Annotated in this window: 18 protein-coding genes; 5 read left to right on the top strand and 13 right to left on the bottom strand. The window is 74.9% G+C overall.

The window, feature by feature from the left end; genetic code table 11:
- Window position 1 precedes the first annotated feature (1 nt).
- Complete coding sequence (locus ACI780_RS02935) at window positions 2-619, bottom strand: AIM24 family protein (RefSeq protein WP_456870710.1); 618 nt, start codon at window positions 617-619, stop codon at window positions 2-4.
- A 175-nt stretch (window positions 620-794) separates the two neighbouring features.
- On the bottom strand, window positions 795-1,916 hold the full coding sequence (locus ACI780_RS02930) for a DUF475 domain-containing protein (RefSeq protein ID WP_456870711.1): 1,122 nt from the start codon (window positions 1,914-1,916) through the stop codon (window positions 795-797).
- 236 nt (window positions 1,917-2,152) lie between these two features.
- Here ACI780_RS02930 and ACI780_RS02925 point away from each other — a divergent pair, with 236 nt between their 5' ends.
- The gene (locus ACI780_RS02925) at window positions 2,153-3,421 is read left to right on the top strand and encodes a hypothetical protein (RefSeq protein WP_456870712.1); all 1,269 of its coding nucleotides are present in this window, start codon (window positions 2,153-2,155) and stop codon (window positions 3,419-3,421) included.
- A 4-nt stretch (window positions 3,422-3,425) separates the two neighbouring features.
- Here the strand turns inward: ACI780_RS02925 and ACI780_RS02920 are convergent, their stop codons facing one another.
- From ACI780_RS02920 to uvrB, 9 genes are all read right to left on the bottom strand, one after another.
- Window positions 3,426-4,301 carry a proline dehydrogenase family protein gene (locus tag ACI780_RS02920; protein ID WP_456870713.1) on the bottom strand — a complete coding sequence of 292 codons (876 nt, stop codon included), beginning with the start codon at window positions 4,299-4,301 and terminating at the stop codon, window positions 3,426-3,428.
- A gap of 22 nt (window positions 4,302-4,323) precedes the next feature.
- Window positions 4,324-5,130 (bottom strand): hypothetical protein, encoded by an 807-nt coding sequence (locus ACI780_RS02915; protein ID WP_457000677.1) that lies wholly within the window; start codon window positions 5,128-5,130, stop codon window positions 4,324-4,326.
- On the bottom strand, window positions 5,127-6,254 hold the full coding sequence (locus ACI780_RS02910) for a cysteine protease StiP family protein (RefSeq protein ID WP_457000676.1): 1,128 nt from the start codon (window positions 6,252-6,254) through the stop codon (window positions 5,127-5,129). The genes ACI780_RS02915 and ACI780_RS02910 overlap by 4 nt, the downstream gene beginning before the upstream one ends.
- Window positions 6,251-7,534: a phosphoribosyltransferase domain-containing protein gene (locus ACI780_RS02905; protein ID WP_457000675.1), complete on the bottom strand. Its 1,284-nt coding sequence runs from the start codon at window positions 7,532-7,534 to the stop codon at window positions 6,251-6,253. Before ACI780_RS02905 ends, ACI780_RS02910 begins: the two co-directional genes overlap by 4 nt.
- Window positions 7,531-8,733: an HpcH/HpaI aldolase/citrate lyase family protein gene (locus tag ACI780_RS02900; RefSeq protein WP_457000674.1), complete on the bottom strand. Its 1,203-nt coding sequence runs from the start codon at window positions 8,731-8,733 to the stop codon at window positions 7,531-7,533. The genes ACI780_RS02905 and ACI780_RS02900 overlap by 4 nt, the downstream gene beginning before the upstream one ends.
- Window positions 8,734-8,812: 79 nt before the next feature.
- A complete protein-coding gene (locus ACI780_RS02895; protein ID WP_457000673.1) occupies window positions 8,813-10,177 on the bottom strand; it encodes a VWA domain-containing protein in 1,365 nt (454 codons plus the stop codon).
- A gap of 198 nt (window positions 10,178-10,375) precedes the next feature.
- Complete coding sequence (locus ACI780_RS02890) at window positions 10,376-10,957, bottom strand: TerD family protein (RefSeq protein WP_457000672.1); 582 nt, start codon at window positions 10,955-10,957, stop codon at window positions 10,376-10,378.
- A gap of 249 nt (window positions 10,958-11,206) precedes the next feature.
- On the bottom strand, window positions 11,207-12,304 hold the full coding sequence (locus tag ACI780_RS02885; protein ID WP_457000671.1) for a TerC family protein: 1,098 nt from the start codon (window positions 12,302-12,304) through the stop codon (window positions 11,207-11,209).
- Window positions 12,305-12,553: 249 nt separating this feature from the next.
- Window positions 12,554-14,665 (bottom strand): excinuclease ABC subunit UvrB, encoded by a 2,112-nt coding sequence (gene uvrB / locus ACI780_RS02880; RefSeq protein WP_457000670.1) that lies wholly within the window; start codon window positions 14,663-14,665, stop codon window positions 12,554-12,556.
- Between the two features lie 470 nt (window positions 14,666-15,135).
- Here uvrB and glgX point away from each other — a divergent pair, with 470 nt between their 5' ends.
- The 4 genes from glgX (at window position 15,136) to ACI780_RS02860 (ending at window position 22,149) form a co-directional block, all read left to right on the top strand.
- Window positions 15,136-17,250 carry a glycogen debranching protein GlgX gene (gene glgX / locus ACI780_RS02875; protein ID WP_457000669.1) on the top strand — a complete coding sequence of 705 codons (2,115 nt, stop codon included), beginning with the start codon at window positions 15,136-15,138 and terminating at the stop codon, window positions 17,248-17,250.
- Window positions 17,247-19,577, top strand: a complete 2,331-nt coding sequence (gene treY, locus ACI780_RS02870) for a malto-oligosyltrehalose synthase (protein WP_457000668.1) — start codon at window positions 17,247-17,249, stop codon at window positions 19,575-19,577. The genes glgX and treY overlap by 4 nt, the downstream gene beginning before the upstream one ends.
- Window positions 19,578-19,678: 101 nt before the next feature.
- Window positions 19,679-21,427: a malto-oligosyltrehalose trehalohydrolase gene (gene treZ, locus ACI780_RS02865; RefSeq protein ID WP_457000667.1), complete on the top strand. Its 1,749-nt coding sequence runs from the start codon at window positions 19,679-19,681 to the stop codon at window positions 21,425-21,427.
- Window positions 21,427-22,149: a dihydrofolate reductase family protein gene (locus ACI780_RS02860; protein ID WP_457000666.1), complete on the top strand. Its 723-nt coding sequence runs from the start codon at window positions 21,427-21,429 to the stop codon at window positions 22,147-22,149. The genes treZ and ACI780_RS02860 overlap by 1 nt, the downstream gene beginning before the upstream one ends.
- Before the next feature lie 9 nt (window positions 22,150-22,158).
- Here the strand turns inward: ACI780_RS02860 and ACI780_RS02855 are convergent, their stop codons facing one another.
- Together ACI780_RS02855 and ACI780_RS02850 are read right to left on the bottom strand one after the other, a co-directional pair.
- Entirely contained in the window at window positions 22,159-22,545 is a 387-nt protein-coding gene (locus ACI780_RS02855; protein ID WP_456870726.1) for a type II toxin-antitoxin system VapC family toxin, read from the bottom strand.
- Window positions 22,542-22,775 (bottom strand): type II toxin-antitoxin system Phd/YefM family antitoxin, encoded by a 234-nt coding sequence (locus ACI780_RS02850; protein WP_456870727.1) that lies wholly within the window; start codon window positions 22,773-22,775, stop codon window positions 22,542-22,544. The genes ACI780_RS02855 and ACI780_RS02850 overlap by 4 nt, the downstream gene beginning before the upstream one ends.
- Window positions 22,776-22,874: the final 99 nt, after the last annotated feature.

Raw genomic sequence — 22,874 nt, 5'->3', positions numbered from 1 at the left:
GTCAGCGCTCCGCGGACTGGACGAGCACCAGGCCGGAGCCGGTGAACCGGAGGGAGAACGGCTCGCCGGCGTCCTCGCCGACGAGCGACTTCCACGAGACGCCCGAGACCAGGTTCATCGACAGCTGGCCGCGGGAGCCGACGTAGGCGTCGGGGTCGACGACGAGGTCGGCGCCGGGTGCGACCTCCAGGGCCATGACCGGGCCCTCGGAGACGATCGCGACCTGCCCGTGCCCGGTGACCGTCGTCGTCGCCAGGCCGTGGCCGCTGGTCATCCCCCGCAGCCCGGCGAACTGGACGTCGAGGCGCAGCTGCTCGGTGTGGGCCAGGATGTGCTGGCTCTCCACGGTGAGGGTGTCGCCGGCGAGGTCGACGACGAGGACGTCCATCGCGTCGAGCGCGAGGTACACCCGGCCGTGACCGGCGCAGTCCATGAGGGAGAGGCTCTCGCCGGCGACGGCGCGCTTGAGCGCCGCCCGCACGCCACCGCCCCCGCCCATGCCGGAGCTCTTGAAGTCGACGTTGCCCTCGACGGCGACCATCGAGCCGCTGGCGGCCCGGATGCGGTCGCCCTGCAGGTCGGCGTGCAGGACGCGTTTGTGGGCGGTGAGCAGTGCCACGGATGCCTCTCGGGACGGGGGTCGGGACCGGCGGGACCGTATCCGTCGGCCTCCCCGCGCGGTAGGTGCTGCGCCCCGGCGCGTCCCGGACGCGCCGGCGGCCCCGGGGCGGTGCCCCGGGGCCGCTGGTGTGCCGGTGGTGTGCCGGTGGTGTGCCGGTGGTGTGCCGGTGGTGTCAGCGCCGGCCGGCGGTGACCTCCTCGTCCCGCTGCGCCGCGGCGGGGACGGGCTCGGCGGCCCGCTCCCGCCGGGACTCCAGGACGCTGCTGATCACCGCGGCGACGATGAACAGCAGACCGGTCAGCCCGGTCACGTACTCGCTGATGTGGAACCGCAGCTCGAGGATCATGATCGCGGCCAGGAAGCCGATGGCCCACATGGCGCCGTGCTCGAGGTAGCGGTACTCGTCGAGGGTGCCCTTGTCGACCATGTAGATGGTCAGCGACCGCACCCAGAAGGCGCCGATGCCCAGGCCCAGCGCGATGATGAAGATGTCGCTGCTGATGGCGAACGCGCCGATCACGCCGTCGAAGGAGAACGACGCGTCGAGCACCTCGAGGTAGAGGAACGCCGCCGCACCGGCGCCGGCCACCGCCTTCGTCGCCGTGCCGGCCGCGCTGCCGCCGCCCGTCGACCCCCCGGTCGCGGTCACGTCGTCGTCGTCGTCCTCCTCCGGGGCCTCCATGAGCTCGTTGAGGCCGCCGATGAGCAGGTAGGTGAACAGGCCGGCGATGCCGGAGACCAGCACGGTGGCGTACTTGTCGTCGTCGGCGATCTGCGACCCGACGTAGATGACCGCCAGGGCGATGACGACAGCGAGGTAGGGCAGCTTGCCGGCCTTGGCCAGCGGTCGCTCCAGCCACGACAGCCAGTGGATCTCCCGGTCCTCGTCGAAGAGGAAGTTCAGGAAGATCATCAGCAGGAAGATCCCGCCGAAGGTGTAGATCGCCTCGGCCGCGGCCTCGACGTTCTCGCCGTAGGCCTGCTGGTCGGTGAGCGCCAGGTCCCAGACCTCGGGGATCGACAGGCCCGCGGTGACCGACACCAGCACGATCGGCAGCAGCAGGCGCATCCCGAACACGGCGATGAAGATGCCGACGTAGAGGAAGAGCTTGCGCCACAGCGGGCTCATCCGGCGCAGCACCTTGGCGTTGACCACGGCGTTGTCGAAGGAGAGGCAGACCTCGAGCACGCCGAGGACGGCGACGGCGAGGAGTGCGGCCGGTCCGCCGAAGAACACGGCGGTCACCAGCGCGGCCACCGTCAGGAAGACGGAGAAGCCGAAGTAGCGGAGCATCAGGTTCCTTTCCGACGCCTGACCGGCGGGCGGCGACGAGTGCGGCACGGAGAGCACCGGGCCGGGTCGACCGGCAGACGGGTCCGAGGGTGTCCAACGTGCCCGCACCGGCGGACGTTCCCGCCACGGCCCTCCCGGGCGGGTGACCACGGCCACGCCCGCGGGAGGGCGGGGCCGCGACGTGGTAGGCACGACGCCGGGGCGCGGGCGCGCCGGCGGCACGGAGGGAGACGGTCGTGGGCGGGCTCGGTGGGAACCCCGCTCCCCGCTGGTGGCGGCGCGACCGGGAGACGGGGCAGCGCGAGGCGGTGGCGGCGCGCGAGGCCGCCGCGGCGGCGATGCTCGAACTGGACGCGGCGCTGGCCGACCTGCCCGACGCGGTCGCCGCGGCCGAGGAGGCCGGCGCGAGTGCCGGCGGGCGGGGCCTGCGCGGCCCCGCCGTCCCCGCGTCGCTGGCCCGCGACTGGCACGACCTGTCGACGCACGCCGACGCCGTCATCGGTTCCTACCTGCAGGCCGTCGCCGAGCACGACGACGTCGGCGAGCCCGGCCGCGCCCGCGCCGCGACGCGGGAGCTGGGCGCCGCGGCGACCGCGCTGCGCGGCGTCCTCGACCAGGTGCGGCGCTTCCGGGAGCAGTACGGCGAGGTGCTCGCCGCCGCCGCCCGCGTGCGCGCCGGCGCCCGGACGGCGGTGTCCGCCGCGTCCGCCGCGATCGCCGCCGCCCGGGCGGCGCTGGCCGGCGCCTCCTCCGCCGACCTCACCGACCCGGGGGTGCCGGCCCTGCTCGACGACGCCGCCGCCGCGCTGGCCGGCGCCGAGACCGCCCTGGCGCAGCGCCGGGCCGCCGACGCCGTCGCCGCGGCCGAGCGGGCCCGCCGGGGGGCCGACGCCGCCGCCGACCGGCTCCACCGGCTGCCCGAGCGGGCCGCCGAGGTGCGCCGGGGCGCCGCGTCGGTGCGCACCCGCCGGGAGGCGCTGGGCACGCGGCACGAGCGGCTGGCGCCGGTGATGAGCGAGCTGCGGCGGCGCTACCCGCTGTCGGCGTGGGCCGACGTCGAGCGGGCCCCGCAGCGGGCGGCCGGGGCGCTCGCGGAGGCCGACGCGGCGCTCGCCGCGCTGGAGGCGGCGCTGGCCGCGCCCGTCCTCGACGTGCCGGAGGCGGCCGCGCAGCTGGCCCGGGTCCGCGCGGCGGCCGGCCGGGTCGACGACGAGGTGCGCGCGGCGACCGGGCGGCTGGCGCGGCTGGACGCCGTCCGGGCCGATCCGGGGTCGCTGCTGGCCGGGGTGCAGCGCGGCGTCGTCGACGCGCGGCGGTTCCTCGCCGGGCTGCCCGAGGAGCGGGCCCGCCGCTACCGCCGGACCTTCGAGGACCTCGCCCGCCGGCTGCCCGCGCTGGAGGCGGCGGCCCGCGGCGACCGGCCGGACTGGGGTGCGGTGCTGCGCGAGGCGGAGTCGATCGAGCAGGGCCTGGCCGGGCTGGTGCGCACCGCCCGGGCGGAGTAGCGGCTCACGCGCCGCGGGACTCGGCCACCCGCCGCATCCAGTAGCGGAACCAGTCCCGGCCGTAGGGCACGTACACCCGGGTCGGGACGCCGCGGCGCCGGAGGTCGGCGAGGACGTCGGGCCGCACGCCGAGCAGCTGCTCGACGGTCCCCGCCCCGTCGAGCAGGAGCAGCGCCTCGCGCAGCCGCCCGTCGTGGGTGGCCATCGACCACGCCGCCCGCCGGCCGGCGAGGTGCGCGCCCAGCCGCAGGTAGGCGACGTCGGTGGGCTCGCCGTACGGGTGCGTCCCGGACCGCTCGACGTAGGCGCCCTTGACCAGCCGCACGTGGACGCCGGCGTCGACGAGGGCGTCGACGTCGCCGGGCGAGCGCAGCAGGTTGGCCTGCACGGTGGCGCCCAGCCGGTCGGCGAGCCCGCGGCCGGCGACGTCGAGGACGCAGGCCCGCACCGCGCCGGTCCGGGCGGCGTCCTCGGCGCCCACCTGCACCCGCCGGCCCGGCGGCAGGGCGGCCGCGACGGCGGCGAGCCGGTCGGCGGTGCCGGCGGGGTCGACGTCGAGCGCCAGGTGGGTCAGGTCGACCGACAGCCAGGCGTCGGCCGGGGGCGGCGGCAGCGCGGCGGCCAGGGAGCGGTACTGCTCGACGACGTCGGCCGCCGTGCCGACGTCGGTCACCCACTCGCCGAAGAGGTCGATGCTGACCCCGTGCCCCGCGGCGAGCAGCCGGCCGGCGACGGCCAGTGCCTCGCCGCTGTCGCGGCCGGCCACGTAGCGGGCGGCCGCCCGTCGGCTGAGCTCCTCCCCGCCCGGCAGGGCGCGCACCGCGCGCTCGAACCGCCCGCTCGTCGCCAGCCGGAAGAGCACCGCGCGGTCGAGGCCCACGCCGGTCACCCTGCCAGAGGTCTCAGGCCCGCTCGAGCAGCCAGCGGACGATCTCCTCCCCCGCCGCCGCGCCGGTGGCCGCGGTGACCGCCACCCGGCTGCCGGTCCAGCCCTGCTCGTGCAGCTCGCCGTGCGCGGGCCGGACGGCGGCGTCGGCGGCGAGCAGCATCGGCGCGTCGAGCAGGCTGTCGCCGGCGCACAGCAGGCGCGGCGCGTGCCCCTCCCCCGCCAGCAGCCGGCGCAGCCGCAGCAGGCCGCCGGCCTTCGACAGCCCGGCGGGGACGACGTAGACCTTGCGGCCCTGCATGCTCAGCGTGGCGCCCGCGGCGCGGGCGGCGGTGGTGGTGGCGGCCAGCCAGTCCGCCGGGATGCCGTCGCGGGTGTGCGCGACGAGGTAGCCGAACAGGCCCTCGGCCGAGCGCACGGTGCGCACCCACGGCTGGCCGGCCACCGCCTCCAGCGGGGCGAGCAGCTCCGCCAGCGGCGCCGCCTGCGCCGCGGTGGCCGCCGCCCAGGCATCCCAGTCGGGGTCGCGGACGCCGTCGGCGAGGAGCACGCCGCCGTTGCCGCACAGCGCGTAGCGGGGCACCAGCGGCAGCCGCACCCGCTCGTACTGGGCGGCGGTGCGGGTGGTCACCGGCACGACGAGGGCGCGACGGCCGAGCTCGGCCAGCAGCTCCCACGACGCCGGGGTCGCGTGGCTGAGCGGGGCGCCGTCGAGGTGCTCGACCACGGCCAGCCCGTCGGTGCCGCCTGCCGCGGACGCGGAGTAGATGAGCGTGCGGTCGAGGTCGACGGCGGCGAGGGTGGCCGGGAGGACGGCGGTCACCGGGTCACCGGCCGGATCAGCCCGACGCAGGAGTAGGGCAGGTCGGGCACCTCCACCAGCGGCACCCCGCGGGCCCGCGCGAGGGCGACGACGTGCCGCAGGTCGGCGGCGCGGTCGGGCCGGACCAGCACCTGCCAGGGCACGCGGCGCAGCAGCACCCGGGTGGTCTCCCCCACCCCGGGCTTGACCAGGTTGACGTCGGCGATGCCGTGGTCGGCGGCGATCCGCTCCACCGCCGCCCAGCCGGCCCAGGTCGGCCGGCGGTGCGCGGCGGGGACGTCGTCGGCCGGGGCGGTGGACGGGAAGGCGGCGGCGACGGTGTCGACGAACAGCGCGGAGACGTCGGAGGCGGCGAGCTCGGCGTAGTACTTCGCGCCGTGGAACATGCCGGGGCCGATGAGGTCCGCGCGCAGCACCGTCCGGGACACCAGCCCGGACACCGTGCTGTTGAGGCAGGCGCTCGGGATGAGGAAGTCGTCGCGGGTGCCGTACAGCTCGGTGCAGACGCCGGGGTCGGCGAGCACGGCGAGCCGGTCGTCGAGGGCGGCGTCCTCCGGGTGCGCCGCGACCCAGCCGGCGACCGCCTCGGTCAGCTGCCGCTGGATGGCGCCCTTGCCGGTCCACCCGTCGACGAAGCGCAGCGCGCCGGCGGGGTGGCGGGCGAGCACGTGCGCCATCGCCACCTCGTCGATGCCGCGGCCGCGGATGATCGAGACGGTGTAGTGCGGCACGTCGATGCCGCGCGAGACGCGGTACCAGCGGCGCAGCAGCACCCCGATCGGGGTGCCGGCGCGGGCCAGCGAGACCAGCACCGGCCGGTGCCCGGCCGCGGCCGCGGCGTCCCACACCAGTTCCCCGACCCGGGCGACGGCGTCGGCGAGCCGGCCGGCGGACTGCTCGAGCGCGGTGGTGAACAGCGCGAGGTAGGCGTCGTCGGGCTGGTACTCGACCGGCAGCATCTCCGAGTAGTGGGTGCCCGACTGGATGGCCTCCTCGCGGTCCTCGGTGCCGCGCTCGAGCGCCACGCCGGACAGGTCGGTGAGCAGCCAGGTGACGTCCTCGGCCGGGTAGGAGCCGAACCGTCCCGGGACGGCGGGGGCCGGCGGGGGCTGCAGCGCGGTCACGGGGCCGGCTCCGGCAGCGGCGAGGACAGCGGGACCGGGACGACGTGCACGGCGCGGGCGGCGAAGGGGCGCAGCGCCTGCGCCAGCGGCGCGGCGTCGGCGGGCGGGGCGTCGACGACGACCACGACGTCGTCGGCGCGCAGGTCCGACCAGCGGCCGTGCGCCGGGACGGCGGCGGGGTCGGCGAGGTTGTGCACCCGCGAGGTGCGGGACGGCTCGTCGGGTGCGGGGAAGGACAGGCTGCGGCGCAGGGCGTAGCCGGGGTCGTCGGCGGCGTGCACGGGGCTCCGGGTGGTCGACTGGGTGGTGACGGGGACGCCCGCCGGTCGCCCGGCGAGGGCGGCGGCGAGCACGGTGGGCGCGTACATCAGCTCCTCGGTGCCGAGCACGAGGACGCCGCGGCTGCCGGCCAGCGCCGGCGCGAGGGCGGCGGCCGCCGCGCCGGCGGCCGCGTGCAGCCGGGCGGTGCCGGCGGCGGTCAGCCCGTGGCGGGCGGTGGTCGGCGCGCCGGCCGGCCACAGGCCCTCGTGCACCCGCACCGCGCCGGGCGCGCCGGCCGGCAGCGGCGCCGGGCCGGGCAGCGCGGCGCGGGCGGCCGCGGCGCGCGCCAGGACGTCGTCGGGGAGGGTGAGCGCGGTGGTGAGGACGGCGGCGACGTCGACCCGCACGCCGAGCGCGGCGGCCCGCTCGGCGAACGCGGCCCGCGCGGCCGGTGGGCGGGCGTCGAGCAGCGTGCCGATCACGTAGCGCTCGCGCGGCCAGCGGGCGTGCAGCTCGGCGACGGTGTTGAGCGCGGTGCGCCCGCTGGTCAGCTCGTCGTCGACCAGCACCAGCGGGCCCGGCGCGCCGAGGGTCACCGGGCCGGCCGGCTGCAGGGCGTGGGCGACGGCGTGGGAGTGCTCCTCCTCGAACGCCGCCGCCACCGGCACGCCCGGGTGCACCCGCCGCGTGGTCGACAGCGCGGCCGCACCGAGCCGCGCGGCGGCGGCGTGCCCGAGCCCGGTGGCGGTCTCGCAGTAGCCGACGACCAGGCCGGGCACCTCCCCGCCCAGGACGGCGGCCACGGCGTCGCCGACGGCGTGCCCGGCACCCAGGACCTCGGCCGGGGCGACCGGCACGTGCTTGCCGAGGACGCGGGAGACGACGAGGTGGGCCCGGCGCGGGTTGTCCCGCAGCGCCAGGCCGCACAGCGCGGCGAAGCGGCCGGGGTCGGACACCCCGACGTCGAGCAGCGCGGAGACGGTGCCGGCGAGACCCGCCGGGGTGAGCGTGGCCGTCACCCGCGGCGGACCTCGTTCGCGGCGAAGACCTCGGCGACCCGGCGCTCGCCGGCCGACAGCAGGTCGACCAGCGCCGCCTCGTCGGCGACCACGCCGTAGACCGCGGCGCGGCGGCTGATCAGCTCCGCCCACAGCGCGTGCGGGCCGATCTCGTTCATCCGGCCGTTGCCGGATCCCGCGATGCCGCCCTGCCCGCGGGCGGTGAGGATCTCCAGGGCGTCGTCGTACTCGGTGCGCGAGACGGTGAGCAGCGCGTTGACCACCGAGACGTGCGCCGGGTGGATGACGGTCTTGCCGAGCACCCCGTTGGCCTTGTCGAGGGCGACCTCGCGCACCAGGCCGTCGAGGTCGCCGGCGATCATCCGCTGCCGCAGCCGGCCCTCGTGCTGCTCGGTGAACGGCGACTGGCGCAGCTGCGGCTTGAACAGCCGGGGGCCGGGGATGTGCTCCCACACCGCCCCGGTGACCACGTGCTCGCCGCCGCGGGTGAACCGGTTGACCACGTCGGCCAGGCAGTCCCGGACGACGGCGACGTCCCAGATCGTGGTGTCGCGGTCGCGGCGCAGGCCGAACAGCCCGGACAGGTCGGTGCCGCCCACCCGCAGGCACAGCACCTGCTCGCGGTGGGCGTCGAGGACCTCGGCGAGCGCGGCCAGCGCCTCCGCGCGGGTCTCCCGCCACGCGAGGTCGGGCGTCTCGAGGATGGGCATGCCGTACAGCGGGTGCCCGGTGGCCGCGCTCACCTCGGCGATGGCCTCGAGCATCGGCCCGAGGGTCGCGCCGGTGGCCTTCGGCAGGCTGAAGCCGGCCAGCCGCGCCAGCGCCGGCCCCGCGCCGACGGCGATCGAGCGGATCTGCTCGGGCGTGCGCACCCGCACGAACACCAGCGGCAGCGGCGCCGGGTCCCCCTCGGTGACCCGGCGGTCGATCCGGTGCAGCGCGGCGACGACGTTGGCCTCGGCCTCCCCCACCGCGGCGTGCGGGATGGCGTCCTCGAGGCACCACACGGTGCTGGTGGCGCCGGCGGCGGCGGCCCGGGCGGCGTCGGCGTCCAGCGACGGCCGGGTGCCCGGGCTGTAGAGCGTCGCGCCGAGGGCGAGGGCGAGCATGGCGCGCGGCGTGGCCGGGCCGATCTCCCCCGGCGGGACGGCGAAGAGCCGCTCCCGCTCGTCGTCGGTCAGGTAGGCGAAGTGGCGCACGGGTCGATCCCTCTCACCCTCTGCTGGATGTGGGCTGGCGGCGGCCGGGCGGCCGGGATGGTCTCGGGCGGGTGCGGGGTCAGGGACGCAGCAGGCCCTGGGCCCGCGCCCGCTGCAGCCAGCCGGGGTACTCGGTCATCAGCCGGTCGAACAGCGCGTCGTCGCCGATCGGCCGGCGGCCCATCAGGTCGTCCTGGTCGACGGCGAAGAAGTCGGCGTTGTCGGTGAACCGGCCCTCGAGGTCGTCGAGCCGCTGCAGGTAGGAGAACTGCCGCTCCGGGCCGATGCCCATGAACTGCCAGAACACCGGCTCGTAGGACGCCGCGCGGATCTGCCGGGTGGCCACCGCCTTGTCACTCGGCGCCCCGTCGGTCAGGAACATGACGTAGACGGGCACCTGCGCCGGCTGCGGCTCGGCGCGCTCGCGGCTGTCGCCGAAGTAGGCCTGCCGGACGGCGGCCATCGCGGCGCCGTAGCGGGTGTCGTACTCCAGCGGGTACCGGTGGGTGAGCTCGGCGATGTACTGCTGGTGGCCCTCCAGCCGCAGTCCCGGCTCGGGCCGGTGCACGTCCTTGCCGAAGAGGAACACGTCGACGACGCCGTCGTCGTCGAAGCGCAGCCCCAGCGCGAGCACCCGCTCGGCCAGCCGCTGCACGGCGCCGGCGCGGTACAGCGCGGCCATCGAGCCGGAGATGTCGAGGACCAGCGCGACGCGGGCGGTGTGCTCGCCCAGACCGCGCTTCTCCAGGCTGACGCCGGCGGTCTTGACCAGGCTGAGCAGCTGCGGCGCCTGCGTCGACAGCTTCTTCTCCAGGTCGACCAGCCGGCGCTTCTCCGTGCTGACCGGGGGCGCCGCGGACGGGGCGGGGGCGGCGGAGGCCGGCGGTGCCGCGGCGGCGGGCTCGTCGTCGACGCTGACGCCGACGTCGGTGGCCATGGCCGCCAGACCGCCGGTGTAGCCCTGCCCGACGGCGCGCACCTTCCACTCGCCGCCGCGGCGGTAGACCTCGGCGAAGACCAGGGCGGTCTCCGGCCCGGCGCCCAGCTCGCAGCGCACGGCGGCCGGGGCGCCGCCGTCGGGGGCCACCTCGACGGCGAGGCCGGTGAGCGCGCCGAAGGTGCCCGCGCCGTCGAGGGAGGCGCCGATGACGACCTTCTCCACGTCGGCGGGCAGCGCGGCGGGGTCGATGCGGACCTGGTCGACGGTCCCGCCGCCGCGGGTGGACTTGCCGAGGTGGCGCACCGCGCCGCCGGCGCCGGACGGCTGGTTGTAGAAGACGAAGTCGTCGTCGCTGCGGACCCGGCCGGCACCGGTGGTGAGGAACGCCGAGAGGTCGGCGTCGACGCCGGGCGCCGGGTTCCAGGTGAGGGTGACGACGACGGGACCGCTCAGGCCGGCCTGGGCCAGGCCGACGTTGCCGCCGCGGGTGAGGACGTGGACCACGCTGCTGCCGCTCAGCCGGAGGAGCGGGCGGTGCGCGGGTGGGCAGCGGGCACGTCGACGGGCATGGCGGGATCGGACCTCCGGTCTCGGGCGGGTGCGGGAGCGCGCGGACAGTACGTCGGGTGGGCCCGGAACGGGAGGGATCGGCGCGCGGGGCGGCACCGGGCCCGGACGGGTGCCGTCCGGGCCCGGTGGGGGTCAGCCGACGTTGACGCCGAAGTCCTGGGCGATGCCGCGCAGGCCCGAGGCGTAGCCCTGGCCGACGGCGCGGAACTTCCAGTCGGCGCCGTTGCGGTAGAGCTCACCGAAGACCATCGCGGTCTCGACCGAGGCGTCCTCGGTGAGGTCGTAGCGGGCGATCTCCTGGCTGTTGGCCTGGTTGACGATGCGGATGAACGCGTTGCGCACCGCGCCGAAGTTCTGCTTGCGGTTGTCCGCGTCGTAGATCGACACCGGGAAGACGATCTTGTCGACCGTCGGCGGCACGCCCGCGAGGTTCACCTGGATGACCTCGTCGTCGCCCTCGCCCTGGCCGGTGAGGTTGTCACCGACGTGGACGACCGAGCCGTCGGGGCTGCGGAGGTTGTTGAAGAAGACGAAGCCCGAGTCGTCGGGGGTGACCCTGCCGCCGGCGTCGAGCATGATCGCCGACGCGTCGAGGTCGAAGTCGCCCCCGGAGAACGTGTTGACGTCCCAGCCGAGGCCCACGTTGACCGCGGTCAGGCCCGGCGCCTCCTTGGTCAGCGAGACGTTCCCGCCCTTGGAGAGGCTGACACCCATCTGTTGGACTCCCATGTCTGTCGGGTCGCGCAGCGGCGGTCGCCGCTGGCGAGCACGCCGGACGAGCCGGCGTCACCGGCGGGTGCGCAGGCGCGGGCGCCCGGCGCTGTCCCCCGGTCCCGCTGCGCCGGGTGCCGGTCGGGCACCCAGCGGAGCGGACGTGTTCCGGATACTGCCGCACGGTCACCGGGAGCAACAGGTGCCGTGACGCGGACGGGTTCCCGCCCGCGCGGCCCCTGCCCGGCCCGGTCAGGCCGGTGGCGCCGGCCGCGCGGGGCGCGGCTGCTCCTCGCCCTGGCGCTCGGCGGTCGGGACGCCGGTCTCGCCGGCCACCGCGGCCGCGCCCCGGCCGACGGTGCCCTGCGCGGCGGCCTCCCGGGCGTCGCGGCGGCTGCGGGCGAGGCTCGCGACCGTGGTGATGAACAGGGTCACCACGATGACCGTGAGCGACAGCCAGGTGGGCACCTCGGGGATCGCGGTGACGTGCTCGCCGCCGTTGATGAACGGCAGCTCGTTCTCGTGCAGCGCGTGGATGAGCAGCTTGATCCCGATGAAGCCGAGGATGACCGCCAGGCCGTAGTGCAGGAAGACCAGCCGGTCGAGCAGGCCGTCGATGAGGAAGAAGAGCTGGCGCAGGCCCAGCAGGCTGAAGGCGTTGGCGGCGAAGACCAGGTAGGTCTCCGTGGTCAGGCCGAAGATGGCCGGGATCGAGTCGACGGCGAAGAGGATGTCGGCGCTGCCGATGGCGACCAGCGCGATGGCCAGCGGGGTGATGTACCGCCGGCCGTCGATCTTCGTGGTCAGCCGGTCGGAGTGGTACTCCTGCGTCGTCGGCACGATCTTGCGGGTGAGCCGCAGGAACGCGTTCTCCTTGAACTCGTCGTCGTCGTGGCCGCTGGCCCGGGCCTGCGCGACGGCGGTGTAGATCAGGAACGCGCCGAACAGGTAGAAGACCCAGCTGAAGTTCTCGATGGCCGCCGCGCCGAGGAAGATGAACACCGTCCGCAGCACCAGGGCGAAGGCGATGCCGAACAGCAGCACCTTCTGCTGCAGCTCCCGCGGCACCGCGAAGCTGGCCATGATCAGGACGAAGACGAACAGGTTGTCCACCGAGAGGCTCTTCTCGGTGATGTAGCCGGCGAAGTACTCACCGCCGAACGTCCCGCCGGCGAAGACCCACACCAGGATCCCGAAGACGACGGCCAGCGCGACGTAGATCGCCGACCAGGTCGCCGACTCGCGCAGCGTCGGGGCGTGCGGTGTGCGCACGTGGCCGACGAAGTCGAACGCGATCATCGCCACGATCGCGGCGACGGTGATCCCCCACACCCAGAGTGGGACGTCCATCAGGCGGTACCTCCGGTCCACTGGCAGCTGTCAGCACCGGAGGTCTCTCCCGCCGACCGTTACCGGCCGGCCGATGGCGCCGGGGCGTTGCTGCCCGTGCTGACGACACCACCGCGTCGGGATACTCCCCTCCACGCGGGACCCCGGCCCGCGCGGGAGCGCCGCACGGGAGGGTCCGCAACTGCCAACGGCCGGTGCCCCGTGCCGGGTTCCCGGCCCGAGCGGACGGTCGCGTCCGCTCGGGCCGGCTCAGGCGTGGGCGGCGTCGAGCTGGCGCAGCTCCTTCTTCAGCTCGGCCAGCTCGTCGCGCAACCGGGCGGCCACCTCGAACTGCAGCTCGCGGGCGGCGGCCAGCATCTGCTCGTTCATCTGGGTGATCAGGTCGGCCAGCTCGGCCCGGGGCAGGCCCGCGACGTCGATCGCCCCGGCCTTCCCCTTGGTCTTCGACGACAGGCCGGGCACCGGCGCCTTGCCGCGGGACTGCTGCCGGCCCGAGCCCCCGACCAGTTCCGCGCCGCCGTCCTCGGCCTCGCGGTAGATGCCGTCGAGGATGTCGACGATCTTCTTCCGGAGGGGCTGCGGGTCGATGCCGCGCTCCTGGTTGTAGGCGATCTGCTTCTCGCGGCGCCGGTTGGTCTCCTCGATCGCCAGGGCCATCGACGGCGTCACGGTGTCGGCGTACATGTGCACCTGCCCCGACACGTTGCGGGCCGCGCGGCCGATCGTCTGGATCAGCGAGGTGCCCGAGCGCAGGAAGCCCTCCTTGTCGGCGTCGAGGATCGCCACCAGCGACACCTCGGGCAGGTCGAGGCCCTCGCGCAGCAGGTTGATGCCGACCAGGACGTCGTACTCGCCCTGCCGCAGCTCGCGCAGCAGCTCCACCCGGCGCAGGGTGTCGACCTCGGAGTGCAGGTAGCGCACCTTGATGCCGAGCTCGAGCAGGTAGTCGGTGAGGTCCTCGGCCATCTTCTTGGTCAGCGTGGTGACCAGGACCCGCTCGTCCTTCTCGGTGCGCACCCGGATCTCGTGCACCAGGTCGTCGATCTGGCCCTTGGTGGGCTTGACCACGACCTCCGGGTCGACCAGGCCGGTCGGCCGGATGACCTGCTCGACGACGTCGCCCTGCACCCGGCCGAGCTCGTAGGGCCCCGGCGTCGCCGACAGGTACACCGTCTGCCCGATCCGGTCGGTGAACTCCTCCCACTTCAGCGGGCGGTTGTCCATCGCCGAGGGCAGCCGGAAGCCGTGCTCGACCAGCGTCCGCTTGCGGCTCATGTCGCCCTCGTACATGCCGCCGATCTGCGGGACGGTGACGTGCGACTCGTCGATGACGAGCAGGAAGTCGTCGGGGAAGTAGTCGATGAGACACGCGCCGGCGCTGCCCGGCGCGCGGCCGTCGATGTGCCGCGAGTAGTTCTCGATGCCGGAGCAGAAGCCGACCTGGCGCATCATCTCGATGTCGTAGGTGGTGCGCATGCGCAGCCGCTGGGCCTCCAGCAGCTTGCCCTGCCGCTCGAGCTCGGCCAGCCGCTGCTCGAGCTCGGCCTCGATGGAGGCGATGGCGCGCTCCATGCGCTGGGGACCGGCGACGTAGTGGGTGGCCGGGAAGACGAACAGCTCCTCGACCTCGCGGACCACCTCGCCGGTGAGCGGGTGGAGGTAGTAGAGCCGCTCCACCTCGTCGCCGAACATCTCGATCCGGACCGCGAGCTCCTCGTAGACCGGGAAGACCTCGATCGTGTCGCCGCGCACCCGGAACGTGCCGCGGGTGAAGGACAGGTCGTTGCGGGTGTACTGCTCCTCGACCAGCGTGCGCAGCAGCTCGTCGCGCTCGCGCTCCTCCCCCACCGAGATCCGCAGCGCCCGGTCGACGTACTCCTGCGGGGTGCCCAGGCCGTAGATGCAGGAGACCGTGGCGACCACGACGACGTCGCGCCGGGTGAGCAGCGCCTGGGTGGCCGAGTGCCGCAGCCGCTCGACCTCGTCGTTGACCGAGGAGTCCTTCTCGATGTAGGTGTCGGTCTGCGGGACGTAGGCCTCGGGCTGGTAGTAGTCGTAGTAGGAGACGAAGTACTCGACGGCGTTGTCCGGCAGCAGCTCGCGGAACTCGTTGGCCAGCTGCGCGGCGAGGGTCTTGTTCGGCGCCATCACCAGGGTGGGGCGCTGCACCTGCTCGACGAGCCAGGCCGTGGTGGCCGACTTGCCGGTACCGGTGGCGCCGAGGAGCACGGAGTCCGTCTCGCCGGCCTTCACCCGCCGGGCGAGGGCCTCGATCGCGGCGGGCTGGTCACCCGAGGGCTGGAACTCGCTGACGACGCGGAAGCGCCCCTGGGTGGGCCGGATGTCGGTGGTCGCGCGCACGAGGACGACGGTACGACCGACCGGCGACAGAAACCGGTGTGGTCCGGGCGGCCCGCTGCGACGGGCGGGACGGACGGGACGTGCCGGGTTGACCGGGAGAGGCCTCGGTGCTCGTGCCGGTGCGGCGGGCCCGCTAGCGTGACGCCCCGCAGGAGCGCGCCCCGCCAGGGACCAGTGCCACCCGGACACCGGGCGAGGTCGGACCCGGGCAGCGCTCCCCCGGCCAGGGCCTCCGACGGCACCGCCGGACCTGCGCACGACGCCCCCCGCGGCCCCGGCCCGGGGGGCGTCGTCGTCCCCGGACGGCAGCGGCCGGGGCGTGACGTGCGCCGCGTCAGGTGTGGACCCGTCCGGATCGGGCAAGGGACCCGCGGGCACCGTGTGCCCAGACCCCCTGCCGACGGCCGCGGCGGGGGGCCGTCGCGCCCCGTGACCCCCGCAGGGGCGCCCACGCAGGAGGAAACACGTCCATGAACCAGGTGTGGCCCGGCACGGCCTATCCCCTCGGAGCCACGTTCGACGGCACGGGCACCAACTTCGCGATCTTCAGCGAGGTCGCCGAGAAGGTCGAGCTGTGCCTCTTCGACGACGACGGCACCGAGACCCGCATCCGGCTGCCCGAGATGGACGGCTACGTCTGGCACGCCTTCCTGCCCGGCATCCAGCCCGGGCAGCGCTACGGCTACCGCATCCACGGCCCGTACGACCCGCAGCAGGGACAGCGCTGCAACCCCACCAAGCTGCTGCTGGACCCCTACGCCAAGGCCATCGACGGCCAGATCGAGTGGGACCCGTCGGTGTTCGGCTACGACTTCGACAGCGGCGAGCGCAACGACGAGGACTCCGCGGCGCACATGCCGAAGTCCGTCGTCGTCAACCCCTACTTCGACTGGGGTGTCGACCGCCCCCCGAGGACGCCCTACCACAAGACCGTCATCTACGAGGCCCACGTCAAGGGCCTGACGATGACGCACCCCGACGTGCCCGAGGAGCTGCGCGGCACCTACGCCGGCATCGCGCACCCCGCCGTCGTCTCCCACCTGCAGGGCCTCGGCGTCACCGCCATCGAGCTCATGCCGGTGCACCAGTTCGTCCAGGACGACACGCTGCTGCAGAAGGGCCTGCGCAACTACTGGGGCTACAACACGATCGGCTTCTTCGCGCCGCACAACGAGTACGCCAGCAACACCGACAACGGCATGCAGGTGCAGGAGTTCAAGGGGATGGTCCGCACCCTGCACGAGGCGGGCATCGAGGTGATCCTCGACGTGGTCTACAACCACACCGCCGAGGGCAACCACCTGGGCCCCACGCTGTCGTTCAAGGGCATCGACAACCGCGCGTACTACCGGCTGGTCGAGGACGACCCGCAGTACTACATGGACTACACCGGCACCGGGAACACGCTCAACGCCCGCACCCCCCAGGCGCTGCAGCTGATCATGGACTCGCTGCGGTACTGGGTCACCGAGATGCACGTCGACGGGTTCCGCTTCGACCTGGCCTCGGCGCTGGCCCGCGAGCTGCACGACGTCGACCGGCTCTCGGCGTTCTTCGACCTGGTGCACCAGGACCCGGTGGTCAGCCAGGTGAAGCTGATCGCCGAGCCGTGGGACGTCGGCGAGGGCGGTTACCAGGTGGGCAACTTCCCCGCGCTCTGGACGGAGTGGAACGGCAAGTACCGCGACACCGTCCGCGACTTCTGGCGCGGCGAGGACGCCACGGTCGGCGAGTTCGCCAGCCGGATCACCGGGTCCTCCGACCTCTACCAGCACTCCGGCCGCCGGCCGATGGCGAGCATCAACTTCGTCACCGCGCACGACGGGTTCACCCTCACCGACCTGGTCTCCTACAACGAGAAGCACAACGAGGCCAACGGCGAGGGCAACAACGACGGCGAGAGCCACAACCGCAGCTGGAACTGCGGGGTCGAGGGCGACACCGTCGACAAGAAGGTGCTCACCCTGCGCGCCCGGCAGCGGCGCAACTTCCTGGCCACGCTGATGCTCAGCCAGGGCGTGCCGATGCTGCTGCACGGCGACGAGCTCGGCCGCACCCAACGCGGCAACAACAACGGCTACTGCCAGGACTCCCCGCTGACCTGGATCCACTGGGACGAGGTCGACGAGGGGCTGCTGGAGTTCACCAAGCTGGTCACCCGGCTGCGCGCCGAGCACCCGACCTTCCGCCGTCGTCGCTTCTTCCACGGCCGGCCGGTGCGCCGCCAGGCCGGCGCCCCGGTGCAGGACATCGCCTGGCTCACGCCGGGCGGTGACCTCATGACCGAGGACGACTGGGACGCCGGCTTCGCGAAGTCGATCGCGATGTACCTCAACGGGCACGGCATCCGGTCCACCGACGAGCGCGGTGAGGACGTCGTCGACGACCACTTCTACCTGGCGTTCAACGGCTCGCACGAGCCGATCGAGTTCACCGTGCCGGCCGAGGAGTACGCCGGGCTGTGGACGGTCCGCCTCGACACCGCCGAGATGGGCGAGGTCGAGCCGCGCGAGCTCAAGCCGGGCGAGACGATCACCGTGCAGGACCGCTCGATGGTCGTGCTCAGCGCCCCCCGCCGGTCGTGACCGCGGGTGAGCCGCTCGGCGCCGACCGGCGCCGGGACGTCCCGACGGCGACCTACCGGCTGCAGGTGACCGCCGACTCCACCCTCGACGACGCCGCGGCGGTGGCCGGCTACCTCGCCGACCTCGGGGTCAGCCACGCCTACTCCTCGCCGCTGCTGCGCGCGGCGGCGGGCAGCACGCACGGCTACGACACCGTCGACCACGCGCACGTCGACGAGGCGCGCGGCGGGCGGGCCGGCCTCGACCGGTTCGTCGCCGCGCTGCACGAGCACGGGCTGGGCCTGGTCCTCGACCTGGTGCCCAACCACATGGGCGTGGCCGACCCGGCCGAGGCCCCGTGGTGGTGGGACGTGCTGCGGCACGGCCGCGAGAGCGCCCACGCGTCGGCGTTCGACGTCGACTGGGACTTCGGCGGCGGGCGCATCCGGATCCCGGTGCTGGGGTCGGCCGACGACGTCGAGAAGCTCGAGGTCGTCGGCGGCGAGCTCCGCTACTACGACAACCGCTTCCCGATCGCGCCGGGGACGGAGGGCGGCAGCCCGCAGGAGGTGCACGACCGGCAGCACTACGAGCTGGTCGACTGGCGGCGGGCGGACACCGACCTCAACTACCGGCGGTTCTTCGCGATCAACACCCTCGCCGGGCTGCGGGTGGAGGACCCGGAGGTCTTCCGCGCCACCCACGAGCTGGTGCTGCGGCTGGTCGAGCAGGGCGCCGTCGACGGGCTGCGGATCGACCACCCCGACGGCCTCGCCGACCCGAAGGGGTACCTCGACCGGCTGGCCGAGGCCTCCGGCGGGCGGTGGACGGTCGTGGAGAAGATCCTCGAGCCCGGCGAGGACCTGCCGGAGAGCTGGCGGACCGACGGCACCACCGGCTACGACGCGCTGGCCGAGGTCGACGACGTCCTGGTCGACACGGCCGGCGAGGCGGCGCTGACCGCGCTGGACACCGAGCTGTCGGGCCGGCCGGTCGACTACGCGCGGCTGGTGCACGACTGCAAGCGCGAGGTGACCGACGGCAGCCTCGGCTCGGAGGTGGCCCGCCTGGTGCGGGTGATCGGCGAGCTGCCCGGCGTCGACGAGGCGACCGAGCGGGAGGCGCTGGCCGAGCTGCTGGCCACCTTCTCCGTCTACCGCACCTACCTGCCCGACGGCCGCGAGCACCTCGACGCCGCGGTGGCCGCCGTCCGGGACCGCCGTCCCGACCTGGTGGCGGCGGTCGACGCGCTGCACCCGGTGCTGGCGCGGGCCGGCACCGAGGCGGCCACCCGCTTCGAGCAGACCAGCGGCCCGGTCATGGCCAAGGGCGTGGAGGACAGCGCCTACTACCGGTGGGCCCGCTTCGTGGTGCTCAACGAGGTCGGCGGCGACCCCGCCCGCTTCGGCGTCACCGTCGAGGAGTTCCACGAGGCGCAGGCGCGGCGGCTGGCGGTCAAGCCGCGGTCGATGACCACGCTGACCACCCACGACACCAAGCGCAGCGAGGACACCCGCGCCCGGCTGGCCGTCCTCGCCGAGGTGCCCACCGAGTGGGCCGACCTGGTGCGCGGCTGGCTGTCGCGGCACCCGCTGCCCGACCGGCCGCTGGCGCACCTGGTGTGGCAGAACCTGGTCGGCGCGTGGCCGCTGTCGCGCGAGCGGGCGCACGCCTACGCCGAGAAGGCCGCCCGCGAGGCCGGGCTGTCGACGACGTGGACCGACGTCGACGAGGCCTTCGAGGCGCAGCTGCACGCGATGGTCGACGCCGCCTACGACGACCCGGCGACCACCGCCGAGATCGAGGCGTTCGTGGCCCGGATCGGGCCGGCCGGGCGGTCCAACGCGCTGGCGCAGAAGCTCGTGCAGCTGACGATGCCCGGCGTCCCCGACGTCTACCAGGGCACCGAGCTGGAGGACCGCTCGCTGGTCGACCCGGACAACCGCCGCCCGGTCGACTACGACGAGCGGCGGCGGCTGCTGGCCCGCCTCGACGACGGCTGGGTGCCCGGGGTCGACGACGCGGGCGCGGCCAAGCTGCTGGTCACCTCGCGGGCGCTGCGGCTGCGGCGGGACTCCCCGGAGCTGTTCGGCGGCTACACGCCGGTGCCCGCCCGCGGCAGCGCCGCGCCGCACGTCGTCGCGTTCGACCGGGGCGGCGCCGTGACGGTCGCGACCCGGCTGCCCGTGGCGCTGGCCGCGACCGGGTGGGGGGACACCACGCTGACCCTGCCCACCGGGGCCTGGCGCGACGTCCTCAGCGGCGCCCGGGTGGTGTCCGACGCCGACGGCGTCCCGCTGGCCGGCCTGCTCGACCGGCTGCCCGTCGCGCTGCTCGTCCGCGCCTGAGCCGGCCGTGGTCCCGGCGCGGCGCGCCGGGGCCACGGTTGGCCCGCGCCCGCCCGGGCACTGAGCACCGGTCCCACCCCAGCACCCCAGGAGGTCCCTGCATGCCCGCCGCCGAGTTCGCCGTCTGGGCGCCCGTACCGGAGCGGGTGCGCCTGCAGGTCGACGGCGCCGTGCACGACATGCGGCGCGACGCCGGCGGCTGGTGGCGCGCCGAGGTCGAGGCCGCGCCGGAGGCCGACTACGGCTACCTGCTCGGCGACGACGAGAAGGTGTACCCGGACCCGCGCTCGCGCCGGCAGCCCGACGGCGTCCACGGCCCGTCCCGCCGCTTCGACCCCGCGGCGTACCCGTGGGGCGACGGCGCCTGGACCGGGCGCCCGCTGGCCGGCGGCGTCGTCTACGAGATGCACGTCGGCACGTTCACGCCGGAGGGCACCCTCGACGCGGCGGTCGAGCGCCTGGACCACCTGGTCGACCTCGGCGTCGACTTCGTCGAGCTGCTGCCGGTCAACGGCTTCGACGGCACCCACAACTGGGGCTACGACGGCGTCCTCTGGTACACGGTGCAGGAGAGCTACGGCGGGCCGGCGGCCTACCAGCGCTTCGTCGACGCCTGCCACCGGCGCGGCCTCGGCGTGATCCAGGACGTCGTCTACAACCACCTCGGCCCGTCGGGCAACTACCTGCCGCTGTTCATGCCGGTCTTCAGCGAGGGCGGCCCCAACCCCTGGGGCTCCTCGATCAACCTGTCCGGGCCGGACTCCGACGAGGTGCGCCGCTACGTCCTGGACAACGCGCTGATGTGGCTGCGCGACATGCACGTCGACGGGCTGCGGCTCGACGCCGTCCACGCGCTGGTCGACGAGCGCGCCACGCACGTGCTCGAGGAGATGGCCCAGGAGGTCGACCGGCTGTCGGTGGCACTCGGCCGGCCGCTCACGCTGATCGCCGAGAGCGACCTCAACGACCCCCGCCTGGTCACCCCGCGCGCGGCCAACGGCACCGGCATCCACGCGCAGTGGAGCGACGACTTCCACCACGCGCTGCACGCGGTGCTCACCGGCGAGGGCCAGGGCTACTACGCCGACTTCGCCGAGGCCGGCCTCGCCGGGCTGGCCAAGACGCTGACCGGCGCGTACTTCCACGACGGCACGTGGTCGAGCTTCCGCCGCCGGTCCCACGGCCGGCCGGTCGACGCCGCCCGGCTGCCCGGCTGGAAGTTCCTCGGCTACCTGCAGGACCACGACCAGATCGGCAACCGCGCCATCGGCGACCGGGTGTCAGCGTCGCTGTCCCCCGGCCTGCTCGCCGTCGGCGCGACCCTGGTCCTCACCAGCCCGTTCACCCCGATGCTGTTCATGGGCGAGGAGTGGGGCGCCGCGACGCCGTGGCAGTTCTTCACCAGCCACACCGACCCGGACATCGGGCGGGCGACCGCCGAGGGGCGCAAGGGCGAGTTCGCCGAGCACGGCTGGGACGCCGACGAGGTGCCCGACCCGCAGGACCCCGAGACCTTCACCCGCTCGAAGCTGGACTGGTCGGAGGTCGAGCGCGAGCCGCACGCCACGCTGCTGGCGACCACCCGGGCGCTGCTGGCACTGCGGCGGGCGCAGCCGGAGCTGGTCAACCCCGACCTCACGGCGGTGGAGGTCGGCTGGGACGACGAGGACCGGCTGCTGGTGGTGCACCGCGGCCGGCTGCGGGTGGTGGCCAACCTGTCGGGCGAGCCGCGGGAGGTCGACCTCGACCGGCCCGCCACCGGCGTGCTGTTCGCCACCGCCGAGGAGCCGTCGCTGGACGGCGACACGGTGCGGCTGCCGGCCGAGAGCGCGGCCGTGCTCACGACCTGATGCGCCGGCTCTTCCCCGGGGCCGCCCCGGTCGACGACGACGCCGCGCTCGCCGAGGCCTACCGGCTGCCGCCGGGGCGGTCGGTGCGGGTGGACTTCGTCGTCTCCCTCGACGGCGCGATCTCCGTCGACGGGCGCAGCGCGGGGCTGGGGTCCCCGGGTGACCGGCGGGTGTTCCGGGTGCTGCGGGCGCTCGCCGACGCCGTGCTGGTCGGGCACGGCACCGCCGCGGCCGAGGGCTACCGGCCGGTGGCCGCCGACTCCGCGGTGGGGCGGCTGCGCGCCGGGCTCGGCCGGCCGGAGACCGCACCGGTCGTCGTCGTCTCCCGGCGGGCGTCGCTCGCGCCGGGCGACCGGCTGGCCGTCCCCTCCACGGTGCTGGTGACCTGCGCGGCCGCCGACCCCGGCCGCCGCGCCGCCCTGGCCGGCACCGGCGTGGACGTGCTCGTCTGCGGCGACGACGACGTCGACCTGCCCCTGGCGCTGGACCGGCTCGCCGACCGCGGGCTCGAGCAGCTGGTGTGCGAGGGCGGACCGTCGCTGCTGTCGGCGGCGCTGGACGCGGGCGTCGTCGACGAGCTCGACCTCACCGTCTCCCCCGCCCTCGTCGGCGGGCCGGCCCGGCTGCTCGACCGGGCGCTGCGCGACGTCGTCCGCCCCCGGCTGGTGCAGGTGCTCGAGGAGGACGGCGTCCTGTTCACCCGCTACGCGCTCGACCGGTAGCCGGCCCGCTCAGCCGACCAGGCGGACGGCGCCCCCGTACCCGGCCAGGCGGGTGTCCGCGGTCAGCAGCACCGCACCCTCGGCGACGGCCTGGGCGACCAGCAGCCGGTCGAAGGGGTCGCGGTGCAGGTCGGGGAGGTGCTCGACGGCGGCGGCGTGCTCGGCGGTGACCGGCAGGTGGTCCAGCGCCAGCTCCGCGGCCACCCGGCGCGTCCAGGTGCGGACGTCGGACCCGAGGGTCAGCTTGCCGAGGCCCTGCTTGATCGCCAGCTCCCAGACGCAGACTGCCGAGATCAGCCGGCGCTCGGCCCCGGCGACCAGATCCGTGGCGGCACCGAGACGCTCAGGGGTCGTGGCGGCCCAGACGAGGACGTGGGTGTCGAGCAGGACCCTCACTCGTTCCCCTCGAAGGCCCGCTGCAGGTCCTCCGGCAGCTCGTCGAAGTCGTCGGCGATCCACACGTTGCCCCGGTCGAAGCCGAAGTTGGGAGTCCGGCGCGCCGGAGCCACCAGGCGGGCGACCACGCGCCCGCGGTTGGTGATCTCGACCTCCTCACCGGCCGCGACCCGCTCGAGCAGCCGGGACAGGTGCGTCTTCGCCTCGTGCACGCCGACCGACACCGTCATGCCAGCTAGTCTACTGAGCTGGTCATCTCGTCGCGGTCGTCGCCGGCGTGTGCGCCCGCGCCGCGGTCCGGGGGCCCGTTCGCGGCGCCGGCGCACACG

The organism is Geodermatophilus sp. SYSU D00814 (genome assembly GCF_054050055.1).
This window is presented reverse-complemented; position numbering and strand designations above follow the sequence as displayed.